The organism is Nonomuraea africana (assembly GCF_014873535.1).
GTDB lineage: Bacteria > Actinomycetota > Actinomycetes > Streptosporangiales > Streptosporangiaceae > Nonomuraea > Nonomuraea africana.
This window is the reverse complement of the sequence record NZ_JADBEF010000001.1, coordinates 2,543,905-2,555,999: the sequence shown is the minus strand read 5'-3', so window position 1 is coordinate 2,555,999 and position 12,095 is coordinate 2,543,905. Positions and strand designations below refer to the sequence as shown.

General features: G+C 70.0%; 12 protein-coding genes and 1 pseudogene. 8 read left to right on the top strand and 5 right to left on the bottom strand.

Going from position 1 to position 12,095, the window contains the following annotated elements; genetic code table 11:
• The first annotated feature begins 274 nt into the window (after positions 1 to 274).
• The 4 genes from H4W81_RS11895 to H4W81_RS11885 all read left to right on the top strand — a co-directional run bounded on the left by H4W81_RS11895 (position 275) and on the right by H4W81_RS11885 (position 3,093).
• Entirely contained in the window at positions 275 to 724 is a 450-nt protein-coding gene (locus H4W81_RS11895; RefSeq protein WP_192774863.1) for a hypothetical protein, read from the top strand.
• Between the two features lie 69 nt (positions 725 to 793).
• Positions 794 to 1,561 carry a reverse transcriptase domain-containing protein gene (locus tag H4W81_RS11890; protein WP_225959587.1) on the top strand — a complete coding sequence of 256 codons (768 nt, stop codon included), beginning with the start codon at positions 794 to 796 and terminating at the stop codon, positions 1,559 to 1,561.
• A 3-nt stretch (positions 1,562 to 1,564) separates the two neighbouring features.
• Positions 1,565 to 1,939: a group II intron maturase-specific domain-containing protein gene (locus H4W81_RS46975; RefSeq protein WP_337959981.1), complete on the top strand. Its 375-nt coding sequence runs from the start codon at positions 1,565 to 1,567 to the stop codon at positions 1,937 to 1,939.
• A gap of 221 nt (positions 1,940 to 2,160) precedes the next feature.
• On the top strand, positions 2,161 to 3,093 hold the full coding sequence (locus H4W81_RS11885; protein ID WP_192774862.1) for a hypothetical protein: 933 nt from the start codon (positions 2,161 to 2,163) through the stop codon (positions 3,091 to 3,093).
• Between the two features lie 38 nt (positions 3,094 to 3,131).
• Here H4W81_RS11885 and H4W81_RS11880 read toward each other — a convergent pair whose 3' ends face one another.
• Complete coding sequence (locus tag H4W81_RS11880) at positions 3,132 to 3,506, bottom strand: hypothetical protein (RefSeq protein ID WP_192774861.1); 375 nt, start codon at positions 3,504 to 3,506, stop codon at positions 3,132 to 3,134.
• Positions 3,507 to 3,788: 282 nt separating this feature from the next.
• Positions 3,789 to 4,424 carry a dihydrofolate reductase family protein gene (locus H4W81_RS11875; protein WP_225958568.1) on the bottom strand — a complete coding sequence of 212 codons (636 nt, stop codon included), beginning with the start codon at positions 4,422 to 4,424 and terminating at the stop codon, positions 3,789 to 3,791.
• A gap of 47 nt (positions 4,425 to 4,471) precedes the next feature.
• On the opposite strand from H4W81_RS11875, the gene H4W81_RS49975 reads away from it, so the two are divergent.
• Both H4W81_RS49975 and H4W81_RS11865 read left to right on the top strand, forming a co-directional pair.
• A complete protein-coding gene (locus tag H4W81_RS49975) occupies positions 4,472 to 4,828 on the top strand; it encodes an IS1096 element passenger TnpR family protein (RefSeq protein WP_192774859.1) in 357 nt (118 codons plus the stop codon).
• A 263-nt stretch (positions 4,829 to 5,091) separates the two neighbouring features.
• Positions 5,092 to 5,319 carry an SDR family oxidoreductase gene (locus tag H4W81_RS11865; protein ID WP_264083149.1) on the top strand — a complete coding sequence of 76 codons (228 nt, stop codon included), beginning with the start codon at positions 5,092 to 5,094 and terminating at the stop codon, positions 5,317 to 5,319.
• Here the strand turns inward: H4W81_RS11865 and H4W81_RS11860 are convergent.
• From H4W81_RS11860 to H4W81_RS11850, 3 genes and pseudogenes are all read right to left on the bottom strand, one after another.
• Positions 5,310 to 5,492, bottom strand: a complete 183-nt coding sequence (locus H4W81_RS11860; RefSeq protein WP_192774858.1) for a hypothetical protein — start codon at positions 5,490 to 5,492, stop codon at positions 5,310 to 5,312. The genes H4W81_RS11865 and H4W81_RS11860 overlap by 10 nt on opposite strands.
• Before the next feature lie 13 nt (positions 5,493 to 5,505).
• Positions 5,506 to 5,829 (bottom strand): annotated as a pseudogene (locus tag H4W81_RS49970) (Tn3 family transposase); the annotation flags it as partial.
• Positions 5,830 to 6,122: 293 nt separating this feature from the next.
• Entirely contained in the window at positions 6,123 to 6,917 is a 795-nt protein-coding gene (locus H4W81_RS11850) for a class I SAM-dependent methyltransferase (protein ID WP_192774857.1), read from the bottom strand.
• 146 nt (positions 6,918 to 7,063) lie between these two features.
• On the opposite strand from H4W81_RS11850, the gene H4W81_RS11845 reads away from it, so the two are divergent.
• Complete coding sequence (locus tag H4W81_RS11845; RefSeq protein ID WP_225958566.1) at positions 7,064 to 10,837, top strand: Pls/PosA family non-ribosomal peptide synthetase; 3,774 nt, start codon at positions 7,064 to 7,066, stop codon at positions 10,835 to 10,837.
• The gene (locus H4W81_RS11840) at positions 10,804 to 12,081 is read left to right on the top strand and encodes a M1 family metallopeptidase (protein WP_318781681.1); all 1,278 of its coding nucleotides are present in this window, start codon (positions 10,804 to 10,806) and stop codon (positions 12,079 to 12,081) included. The genes H4W81_RS11845 and H4W81_RS11840 overlap by 34 nt, the downstream gene beginning before the upstream one ends.
• Positions 12,082 to 12,095 lie beyond the last annotated feature (14 nt).

The window sequence follows — 12,095 nt, the reverse complement described above, 5'->3', positions numbered from 1 at the left end:
ATGTTCGTAATCTCGGAAGAGGACTGGAGCCTCTTCGAGGCCTTGGGATACGGAATCTCGGAAGTCCAGCCTGGAGATGACTTCCGCGATTGGTTGATCTCGGAAGCCGCGGCGGCGCTCAGCCGTACGCGCACGCTGCCGTCTGCCCAGGCCAGCGTCTTCAAGATCCACCCATGGCCGGTATTACCCGTAGCTCGGCTGGACCCGCACTCCACCCATCAAGATCATCCCAATATGGGTTCTGGGCTTATGTGGGCTGGACCCCCAGGAGGCGGTGCACCGCGCCTTCACCACGGTAGGGCTGGCCGGTTCGCTGACCATCGGCCTGCAGCGCGATGCCCACGAAGCCGAGTGCCCGCACTACAACGTACTCACCGACGCCGAGTGGGCCCGCCTATCGATTGACCTGGGAGCGCACGAGCGCAACAGCCAGGCCACCCGGGCCCGCACCTTGTCGCTGGCCCAGTCCTTCGCTGATCGCGACACCTGGCTCCGCTGGGCCGACCGCGGCGTCCGGGAGCTGGTCGACCTGCCACCCTGCCTCGCCGAGGACGGCCCCGTCGACGACCCCGAGCGATGCCTGCTGTTCGAAGGCCATCCCGGCAAGCACTCCTTCGACCCGTCTCGATCCACGTTAAGGATCATGTCACCAGCCGCAGTGCGCCACGAGGCGCTGTTTTATCCGGATGGAGGTGGAAGACCGTCCATCTCTCCGCCGTCGTAGGCCTTCCTGGAAGACATTCGGACCGCGCTGAAGACGGGCGAGTTCGAGCCGGTCCAGGTGCGGCAGGTGATGATTCCCAAAGCGGGCGGCAAGCTCCGCAAGCTGGGGATCCCCACCGTCGCCGACCGGGTGGTCCAAGCCAGTCTCAAGGCGGTGCTCGAACCCATCTTCGAGGCGGATTTCCTGCCGTGCTCGTATGGGTTTCGCCCCAACCGGCGCGCGCATGATGCGATTGCCGAGATCCACCACCTGGCCTCAGAGCCCACGCATTACACGTGGGTGCTGGAGGCGGACATCACCGCGTGTTTCGACGAGATCGATCACACGGCGCTGATGGACCGTCTGCGGGTGCGGATCAAGGACAAGCGCGTGTGCACACTGGTCAAGGCGTTCTTGAAGTCTGGGGTCATGACGACCGCCGGAGATCGAGAGGAGACACCGGCAGGCACTCCGCAAGGCGGGATCCTCTCCCCGCTGTTGGCCAACATCGCCCTGTCAGCGCTGGATGAGCACTTCGCTCAGCACTGGCAGGAGTTGATGGGCACCAGCTACAAGCGGGAGAAGCGCAGGAAGAACGGCCTGGCCAACTGGCGGCTTATCCGTTTCGCCGACGACTTCGTCGTCATGGTGATCGGAGAACGCCACGACGCCGAGGCCCTGCGCGAACAGGTGGCGGCCGTGCTCACCCCGTTGGGGTTACGGCTGTCGCCGGAGAAGACCCGCGTGGTCCACATCGACGAGGGCTTCGACTTCCTCAGCTTCCACATCCGCCGGATGCGGAAGAGAGGGACGAATAAGCGCTACGTCTACACCATGCCGTCCAAGAAGGCCATCTAGTCGATCAAGGACAAGGTGAAGGCGAAGACCTACAGGTCAACCCGCAATATGAGTCTGGCTGAGCTGCTTGTCGATCTCAACCGGACTCTGCGCCGATGGGCGAACTATTTTCGGCACGGGGTGTCCAAGGATGTGTGCACCACGATCGACAGCCTCGCCTGGGGTCGTATCGCGAACTGGATCTTCCGCAAGCACTCCCGGCTCAGCAGGCAGGAGATGCGCCGCAGATTCTGCCTGCCGGGTACCTGGAAGATCGCCCATGACGGTATCGAATTCACCGGCGCCGCCAGCGTCGCAGTGACTCGCTACCGCTACCGCGGGGCCAAGATCCCAACCCCGTGGACCCCGACACCGGCAGCCGCCCAAGCCAGCGGCTGACCAACGGTCACGACACGTGGAGAGCCCGGTGCCTTGAGAGGGGCACGCCGGGTTCGGCGGGCGGGCCGGGGAAACGGACTGATCGCAAGGTCAGCACCGCGCCCCGGCCCGACCCAACATACGGTGTGCAGGAAACTGCACGCGATGGCGCCACTGTCAGGTGAGCACGTCACACACGGTGGATGTGGACATGGACAGCGTGTACGGCCCAAGATTGCCGGGTGCCGTCACCTCCTCGCGGGCGTGTCTTCAACGGGGTCATCGTCGTCTCGGCCCTTGCTGGTGTGGTCGTGGTCGTGGTGCCGGCTCGTCATCTGTGGGGGCTGTGGTTTGCGGGTAAGCCGGTCGATGAGCTGCCGCTGTTTTGGGACGTGCCGGTCCTCGTCTGGGGCCGGATCGGCAAGGTGCTGCAGTTCGCGGCGGGACTGGCCGTCATCATCGATCTGCTCGATCCCGACAAGCTGCGCGCCAAGGGGCGGGGGGCCAGCCAGCGCTTGCGGGAACGCCGGGCACAGCGGCTGGCCAAGCTCCGCTCCCATCGCCTGTCCGCTCTGCGGCGCAGGCTTTACGACAGTTTCGTCGACGTCCGGCCCGTGGTGGGGGGCAGAGTCGGGGATGCCGTCGTGTCCCTGAACACCCGACCACCCACCGGCTTCGGCCACGACGCGCCCTTCACCCTCGAGGACTACCTCGGCTTCCGCGAGCGGGTGCTGGCCGGTCTGGACATCCGCACGGATGGCCGGCTGTCCAACGAACAGACCGAGGAGATCAGCGAGCAGGTCGGCGTGTTTTTCAAGGAGCACCTGTCGGCGCAGGACAAAGTCCTGTACGAGCAGAGCGAGAAGAAATGGGAGAGATTGTTCGCGGTAGTCGTTGTGGCCCTGCTGGGCAGCGTCGTCTACCACCTGACGGCGGGGTCCTCGCTGGAATGGATGCTCCTTCATGGTGTGCTCATGGTCGGCTTCTTCACGCTCATGTCTCCGGCGGGCGCCTACGTGGCAGCCCTTCCTGGCCTGGCCCGCGAGGTGCCCGCGCTGGTCGCCGGGTACCTCGCCACCCACCTGCTCGACCAAACCCGCCCGCTGCACGCCTTCCGCAAGATAGCCGTGGTGCTGTTCATCATCGGCTTCGGCCTGGATCTGCTCGCCTCCTGACCTGACCTGGCATGCTCCGGCGCGGCCGGGCATTCCCTCTAGCCCTCCAGCACCGTCACCCCCAGCAGCAGCACCGGATGCCGCGCAGCCCAGACCTCGGCCATCAACCGGCAGGCGGTGTAGTCGCGCGCGGCCGGGGTGACATGGTTGCGCGGCCGCCTGGCCGCCGAAGCGACCCGGGCCCAGCAGTTCGCCGCCGAGCTGGCGGTGAAGCTGGCCGGCATCCCCACCGTTACGGCCACCACCGACGCCGTCGACGACGGCCAGGGCGGCGCCGATGTCGAGCCTCCGACCGGATGAGAAGCCGAACTCGGCGAGCTGGCCCACCGCCTGACCAGGCTCGCCACCTCCATCAGCGCCACCGCCCGCGAGCACCAGGCCGTCACCGCCGACTGGCGCCACGCCGCCCGCACCGCCGGGATGCCGGCCGGGATTCGTCGCGCCCCAGCGCCCACCGCGGCGGACGACGAAACCGGAGCGGCACTGTGAACACGAGCCGATGCCGCCCCCGCGTTTTCCGATTCCCGACACCCCTACGCGCGCGGGTGACTCCGCGACGCCGGCCTTTCGTCGCGCGCCGCCGCCCGCCGCGGTGGTCGACGAAAGCCCGCTTTTGGCCTATTTCAGTCCTGACCTGCAAGGAAGGCGCATACTCTACGAAACCAGCTCCATTGCAGGCCCACTTAACGATCGAGTTAGGCGATTTGTTCCTTTCCGTCCTCGACCACGAACTCACCGACGCCGGTGGTGCCGAACGCGGCACTGCTCAGGGTGAGCGCGAGTGCGCCCCCGCCGCCGTTAAGCACCTCGGATTCGGTGATCCGGTAGGTGGCCGGTACCGCGCCGTCGGCGAACAGGCGCTTGCCGTCACCGACGACCACGGGGACCTGAAGCAGGCGGTAGACGTCGACCAGGCCGGCGTCGTGCAGGCTGCGCACGAGCTGCCAGCTGCCGTGGACCTGAAGCTCACCGCCGGGCCGCTCCTTGAGCTTGCGCACCTGCTCGATCACATCGCCGCCCCGCAGCACCGTGGTGTTCCCCCAGGCCGCGTCTGCGTCAGACAGCGTGTTGCTGACGACGTATTTCGGCCAGTTGTTGAGGGCGGTGGCCACGATGTTGTCGGGGTCGGTCACTTGCGACCAGTAGGTGCGCATCATCTCGAAGGTGGAACGGCCCAGCAGGATGGCGCCGGCCTTCTTGAACCACTCGCCGATGGGCGCGAGCTGGCCCTCCATGCTCTGCGGCACCAGCCAGCCGCCTCGCTCGAAGCCGTTGTCACGGTCCTCCTCGAACCCGCCTGGCCCTTGCATGACGCCGTCGAGGCTGATCATGGTGTGAACGCTGAGTTCCATGTTCTATCTCCTTAGCGCTGTCGCTGATGGTTCGACAGTGCCCGCAGAGCCTTACGGTTTCCTCTCGAAAAGCTTTAGGGCGGCCTGAAGTCGACCTCGCCCGAAGACCGCGGCTGGATACCTCTGGCGCAGCCGTACGGTACGGGGGACTCGAGGAAAGGGCCGCCGTGGGCACCATCCACCAGCTGAAGATCACCCTGCGCGGGGTTCACCCGCCCGTCTGGCGGCGCGTCCACGTGCCGTCGACGGCGACCCTGCAGCAGCTGCACGAGGCGTCGAGGCATGGACGCGGCCCGCGCAGACCGCCGCCAAGCGTCAGCTCCGGCACGCCGAGATCGTCGTCACCATCACCGATCTCCGCCAGCAAAAGACGAGCCCGTTGACATCGCCGTCGCCCTCTCGCCCAGCGCCGATCCGACGCTCTCCGCCAAGGCGGGCGCCACCTGGTGGCTGGCGGAGCTCCCGCCGGAAACAGTGTCGCTGGACCAGATGCGAGGCGTACTCCGCGAAGGGCCCGATAGAGCCTTGAGACATCGACATCCACACGACGAACCAACATGTCGACTCCGCGACAGTGGCCGCATCGTCACGATCTCGTCCGTGGCGACCCGGACGGCCGGCCGGCCCCCACCAGATGTCCTTCGCCATGACGAAGAGCGCGGCCGAGGCGATGAGCATGACCTTGGCCAACGAGCTCAGAGTCCGAGGAATCACGGTGAACGCGGTTGCTCCCGGCGCCACCCGGACGGCAACCAACGGATCGGTCTTCGAAGCGCCGGGCCTGGCCGAACTCATCGCCGCAACGACGGCGCTCAACCGCCTGCCGGGTCCGCGCCCATCGGGTGCCCCGGCCCAAGTCGTGATCTACGCCTGATTGCCTGTCTGGACCGGGCCGGTGCTTTCGCCGAGAGGCAGGCGCTTGGCCACGTCGAGCCGTACCTCGCCGTAGGGCTGGACATGTTGCCAGAACAGGGGAGTCAGCCCACGCCGGTCGGCGGGCTTGAGCAGCTGGGCCAAGGCAGGGTCGGCGAGGACGTCTTGCAGCATCAGGGGTGTTGATGGAGACGAGCGCCGCCTGGAGGATCCGCAGGCACAAGACGGTCGTCACCAACTCCTCACGCCGGTTCGCGGCGATGTCACCGCCCTTGCCGTAGAAGATGACGCTGTTGGCGCCGTTGGAGGACTCCACGACGTTGAGCCCTTCTTGGATCTCCCGCTGCAGCTCACGGAGCCGCAGGTAGCGGGAGACGAAGATGGTCTTTTGTGCGAGGAGTTCGGTCTTCTCCTCGATGGCCTTGGCTATGGCCTTGGAGATACCTCTTTCGGCCTGGTGGAGTCGGCTGATCTGTTCCCGATAGTCCTGAGGGGAGGCGATCTTGGTCATCTGTCGGGCGATGTAGAGGGCGGTGGCGCGGGCGTGTGGTTCGACTGGAGGGAAGGCGAAGGAGGCTCCTCGACCAGTCCCACCCCCTGAACAGCCCACCTGCATCGGAACGGCCAGCGGCGACAAGGCGAGCCCCTACGGCTCGGCCAGCGCCGCTGGCCGTTCCATTGCTGCTCAAGCCCCTCCCTGATACTGGGGACACCTTCGGGAGCGGAGGGCCTTCTCGAGAAACGACAGATTCTGGGTCCCCGGGGTGAGCGGGTGACCCGGCGAACCCCGCTGGACGGGGTGCGTCACACGCGGCAGAGGATCTCGCCGTGCAGGATCGACATCCAGCCGTCGCCCGAGGCGGCCCATTCGCGCCAGCCGTCCGAGATCCGCCGCAGGTCGGCCTCCATGGCCGCGCCCGAGGCCAGCGCCTGGGTCGCCATGTCGGAGCGCAGGATCCGCTCGGCCCACATGCCGCCCCACCACGCCTTGTCCTCCTCCGTGGCGAAGCACCAGGTAGAGGAGGTGGCGGTGACGTCGGTGAACCCCGCCGCCCTGGCCCACGACAGCAGCCGGCGCCCCGCGTCGGGCTCACCGCCGTTGGCGCGGGCGACCTTCTGGTACAGCTCCATCCACTCCTCCAGCGCGGGCAGCAGGGGATACCAGGCGAAGGCCCGGTAGTCGCTGTCGCGGACGGCCACGAACCCGCCCGGCCTGGTCACCCTGCGCATCTCGCGCAACGCCTGGACCGGGTCGCCGACGTGCTGGAGCACCTGGTGGGCGTGGACCACGCAGAAGGTGTCGTCGGCGTGGTCCAGCGCGTGGACGTCGGCGACGGCGAAGTCGGCGTTGGTCACGCCGCGCCTGGCCAGCTCCGCCCTCGACAGCTCCAGCGCCTCCTCGGAGACCTCCGTGACGGTCACGTGGCCGACCCGTGCCGCCAGGTCGGCGCTGATCGTGCCGGGACCGGCGCCGACGTCCAGGACCTTCATGTGCGGCAGCAGATGGGGAAGCAGGTAGGCGGCCGAGTTCTCGGCGGTGCGCCACCGGTGGGAGCGCAGGACGGACTCATGGTGACCATGGGTGTAAACGGCGTTCATAGCCCCGAACCCTAACCTATTCTCATATGTTAAGAAGATATGTCTCATATATAGAGACAATGCGGGCGGATGCCCTATGAATGCGGGGAATAGCGGAGGACAATGCCACGTTGGCGTCCCTGTCCTCTCACCCTTGGAGCCGTGTCTTGCGTCCGTCCGTGGCCGATCCGCCGGAGCTCGCCGTCCGCGCCGTCTACACCGCCGGGCCGCTGGCGGCGCCTCCGCGTACCCTGCTCGACATCTTCCAGGCCACGGTGGCCCGCCATCCGGACGCGCCCGCGCTCGACGACGGCGAGGTGTCCTTCACCTACGCCGAGCTGTCCGCCGAGGTGGCGAGGGTGGCCGCCGAGCTGTCGGAGGCGGGGGTACGGCGCGGCGACAGGGTCGGCGTGCGGGTGCCCTCGGGCACGACCGAGCTCTACGTCACGATCCTGGCCGTGCTGGCCGCCGGCGCCGCCTACGTGCCCGTCGACGCCGACGATCCCGAGGAGCGGGCCGAGCTGGTCTTCGCCGAGGCGGGCGTCAGGGCGGTGGTGACTGACAAGATCACCCTGTACGGCGAGCGGCTCGCCGTCCCCGAAGCGCTCGCGGGCCCGCCCTCTCCCGGCGACGACGCCTGGATCATCTTCACCTCCGGCTCGACCGGCCGGCCCAAGGGCGTGGCCGTCACCCACCGCAGCGCCGCCGCCTTCGTCGACGCCGAGGCGGGCCTGTTCCTCTCCGGCCGCCCGCTCGGCCCGGGCGACCGCGTGCTGGCCGGGCTCTCGGTCGCCTTCGACGCCTCCTGCGAGGAGATGTGGCTGGCGTGGCGTCACGGCGCCTGCCTGGTCGCCGCTCCGAGATCGCTGGTGCGCACCGGCATGGACCTCGGCCCCTGGCTGGTCGCCCACGGCATCACGGCGGTCTCGACGGTGCCCACCCTGGCCGCCCTCTGGCCCGCCGAGACACTCGACGACGTGCGGCTGCTGATCTTCGGAGGGGAAGCCTGCCCGCCCGAGCTGGCGGCGCGCCTGGCCGTCGAGGGCAGGGAGGTCTGGAACACCTACGGTCCCACCGAGGCGACGGTGGTGGCCAGCGCCGCCCTGATGACCGGCGAGGGCCCGGTGCGGATCGGCCTGCCGCTCGACGGCTGGGACCTGGCCGTCGTGGACGCCGACGGCGAGCCCGTCGAGATGGGCGGCACCGGCGAGCTGATCATCGGCGGCGTCGGCCTCGCCCGCTACCTGGACCCCGTCAAGGACGCCGAGAAGTACGCCCCGCTGCCCAGCATGGGCTGGGAGCGCGCCTACCGCAGCGGCGACCTGGTCCGCGCCGAACCCGAAGGGCTCATCTTCGCCGGTCGCGCCGACGAGCAGATCAAGCTGGGCGGGCGCAGGATCGAGCTGGGCGAGGTCGACGCCGCGCTGAGGGCGCTGCCCGGCGTCGCGGGCGCGGCGGCCGCCGTACGGGGGCAGCTGCTGGTCGGCTACCTCGTGACGGGCGACGACTTCGACCTCGCGGAGGCGAGGGAGCTGCTCCAGGACTCCCTGCCCGCCGCGCTGGTGCCGCGCCTGGCGATCGTCGACGACCTGCCCACCCGCACCTCGGGCAAGATCGACAGGGACGCCCTGCCGTGGCCGTTGCCGGGATCGCAGCCGCAGATGGGCGGCTGGCCGGCCGAGCAGTGGGCCGCCGTGCTCGGCGTCGCGCCCGAGGGGCCCGAGACCGACTTCTTCACCGAGGGCGGCGGCAGCCTGGCGGCGGCGCGCCTGGTGTCGGCCCTGCGGGTGCGCTACCCGGAGGTGACGGTCGCCGACCTCTACGAGCATTCGACGCTGGGCGCGCTGACCGCGCTGCTGGAGCGGTCGCGGCCGCGCGCGGCGGGGGGAGCGGCCCGGCGGGTCAGGCCCATGCCGCGGTGGGCGTCGCTCGCCCAGGCCGCGCTGATGGTGCCGCTGATGACCGTGTCGGGCCTGCGGTTCCTGGTCGTGGTGGCGGCGCTGGCCAACCTGTTCTGGACGCCGGTGACGAGCTGGTGGTGGATCGCGGCGGGCGCGCTGCTGCTGCTCTCCCCGCCCGGACGGCTCGCACTCTCGGCGGGGTGCGCGCGGCTGCTGCTCGGCGGGCTCAGGCCCGGCGCGTACCCGCGCGGCGGCGCCGTCCACCTGAAGCTGTGGTTCGCCGAACAGTTCGCGGCCAGGCTGGGCCTGCCCGACCTGGGCAGCGCGCCGTGGATGTCCTGGTATGCCAGGCTGCTCGGCGCGCAGGTGGGCGAGGACGCCGACCTGCACTCCCCTCCCCCGATCACCGGCCTGCTCAGGCTCGGCAGGGGCGCCTCGGTCGAGCCCGAGGTCGACCTCAGCGGGGTCTGGTACGACGGCGACCTGGTGCGCGTCGGCGAGATCAGGATCGGCGCGGGCGCGGCCGTCGGCTCGCGCTCGACGCTGCTGCCCGGCACGAAGATCGGCAAGAACGCGCAGGTCGCGCCGGGCTCGGCGGTCGAGGGCGCGATCCCCGCCGGCACGCGCTGGGCGGGCGCTCCGGCGGCCAGGCTCGGCAAGGCGCGCAGAACGGAGGAGCGGGCGCCCCGCTCGCGCTTCTGGGTGGGCGTGTACGCGCTCTCGGCGGCGGGCCTCAGCCTGCTGCCCGTGGCGGCGGCGGGCGCGGGCCTGGCGGTGCTGCTGGCGATCGGCACGTGGTGGGCGCTGCCGGTGGCGACGGTCGCCGGCATGGCGGTGTTCGCGCTGGTGACCCTTCTCAGCGTGCGGCTGCTGTCGATCTGCCTGCACCCCGGCCAGTACCCGGTGCACAGCCGTCCCGCCTGGCAGGCGTGGGCGACGGGCCGGCTGATGGCCGCGGCGAGGGTGTGGCTGTTCCCGCTGTACGCCAGTATCCTGACCCCGGCGTGGCTGCGCGCGCTCGGCATGCGGGTGGGCCGTGACGTCGAGCTGTCCACGGTCCTGGCGCTGCCCACCATGACCTCGGTCGGCGACGGCGCGTTCCTGGCCGACGACACGATGGTGGCCCCCTATGAGCTCGACGGCGGCTGGATGCGCATCGCCGAGGCCCGCATCGGCAAGCGGGCCTTCCTCGGCAACTCGGGGATGACCGCCCCTGGACGCAAGGTGCCCAAGGACGGACTGGTCGGCGTGCTGTCGGCGACGCCGAAGAAGGCCAAGTCGGGCTCGTCGTACCTGGGCATGCCGCCCGTCGAGCTGCGCCGTACCAGCGAGGGGGGCGACCGCAGCCGCACCTACGATCCGCCGTGGCGGCTGAAGGCCGCCCGCGCGCTGGTCGAGAGCTGCCGTCTGCTGCCCGCCACCTGCACGGTCGCGCTCGCGGCGCTGAGCGCGGGAGCGCTGCTGTGGCTGGCCCAGACGTACGGCGCCGCGGTCGCCGCCCTGTCCGGCGGCCTCGTGCTGCTCGCCGCCGGAGTGATCGCCGCCGCGACCGCCAGCCTGGCCAAGTGGGCGCTCCTGGGCCGCATCGCCCGCGGCGACAGGCCGCTGTGGAGCTCGTTCGTATGGCGCAACGAGCTGGCCGACAACTTCGTCGAGGTGCTGGCCGCGCCCTGGTTCGCCGAGCCGTGGCTGGGCACCGCGCCGCTGAACGTGTGGCTGCGCTCGCTCGGGGCACGCATCGGGCATGGGGTCTCCTGCCACACCTACTGGCTGCCCGAGGCGGACCTGGTGAGCCTCGGCGACGGTGCCTGCGTCAACCGCGGTTGTGTGTTGCAGACGCATCTGTTCCATGATCGGGTCATGAGCATCGACACTGTCGACCTCGGGGCGGGCGCGACGCTCGGCCCGCACGGGGTCGTCCTGCCCGCCGCGAGGATCGGCGCGCACACCACGGTCGGGCCCGCGTCGCTGGTGATGCGGGGAGAGGACGTCCCCGAGGAGACCCGGTGGTTCGGCAACCCGATCTCGCCATGGCGCTGAGCTCCTACTTCCCCGGCCACGGGGACCGGCGCTACGGCGTCACCCACTACGACCTCGACCTGCGCTACCGCCTGTCCACGAACTGGCTCAGCGGCCTGGCCACCCTCTCGGTGGAGACCGTGGAGCCGGTGACGGACCTCGAGCTCGACCTCGGTCCCTTCAGGGTCAACTCCGCCAAGGTCGACGGCACAGGCGTCAGGCACACCCACCGCGCGGGCAGGCTGAGGGTGCTGCTCGACCGGCCGCGGCCCGCGGGGGCCGCGATCGCCGTCGAGATCGCCTACGCGGGACGGCCGCACCCGGTCGCCAGCCCGTTCGGCGGGGTGGGCTGGGAGGAGCTGACCGACGGCGCGATGGTGGCCAGCCAGCCGACCGGCGCGCCCTCGTGGTTCCCCTGCAACGACCGTCCCGACGACAAGGCGACCTACTCGGTCACGGTGACGACGGCCGCGCCGTACCAGGTGCTCGCCAACGGGGCGCCGGTCGCCCGGCGGCGCGCGGCGGGCGCCACGACGTGGGTCTTCGCCCCCACCGAGCCGATGGCCACGTACCTGGCGACGGTGCAGATCGGCCGCTACCAGACGATGGAGGGGCTGGCCTGCCCCGCCAGGCTGGCCGCGAAGGCGCGCCACGACTTCGGCCGGCAGGGCGAGATGATGGCGCTGTTCACCGACCGGTTCGGCGCCTATCCCTTCTCCGGGTACACCGCGGTGGTCGCCGACGACGATCTGGAGATCCCGATCGAGGCGCAGGGGTTGTCGATCTTCGGGCGCAACCACGTCGACGGGCGGCGCGGCTTCGAACGGCTGGTCGCGCACGAGCTGGCCCACCAGTGGTTCGGCAACAGCCTCACCCTGGCCCGCTGGAGCGACATCTGGCTGCACGAGGGCTTCGCCGCCTACGCCGAGTGGATCTGGTCGGAGGCGTCGGGCGGGGAGAGCGCGGCCGAGCTGGCCGGGCGCTGGCACCAGCGGCTGTCGGCGATGCCGCAGGACTTCACGCTCGCCGACCCCGGCCCCGCCCTGCTCTTCGACGACCGCGTCTACAAGAGGGGGGCGCTCACCCTGCACCGGCTGCGCACGGAGATGGGCGACGCGGCGTTCTTCTCGATGGTGAGGGCGTGGACGGCCGCGCACCGGCACGGGACCGTCTCGACCGCCGCCTTCCTCGCGCACGCGCCCGCCGCGCTGGAGCCGCTGCTGTCCTCCTGGCTGTACGCCAGGGAGCTGCCCCGTTTCCGCTGACCTGCTCGGGGCAG

What these genes read in the sequence shown, in the direction of transcription:
- H4W81_RS11890 (WP_225959587.1), top strand. Translation starts at nt 794, where the DNA reads ATGATTCCCAAAGCGGGCGGCAAGCTCCGCAAGCTGGGGATCCCCACC.
- H4W81_RS11875 (WP_225958568.1), bottom strand. Translation starts at nt 4,424, where the DNA reads ATGATCAGCCTCGACGGCGTCATGCAAGGGCCAGGCGGGTTCGAGGAG.
- H4W81_RS49975 (WP_192774859.1), top strand. Translation starts at nt 4,472, where the DNA reads ATGGTTCGACAGTGCCCGCAGAGCCTTACGGTTTCCTCTCGAAAAGCT.
- H4W81_RS11865 (WP_264083149.1), top strand. Translation starts at nt 5,092, where the DNA reads ATGACGAAGAGCGCGGCCGAGGCGATGAGCATGACCTTGGCCAACGAG.
- H4W81_RS11860 (WP_192774858.1), bottom strand. Translation starts at nt 5,492, where the DNA reads ATGCTGCAAGACGTCCTCGCCGACCCTGCCTTGGCCCAGCTGCTCAAG.
- H4W81_RS11850 (WP_192774857.1), bottom strand. Translation starts at nt 6,917, where the DNA reads ATGAACGCCGTTTACACCCATGGTCACCATGAGTCCGTCCTGCGCTCC.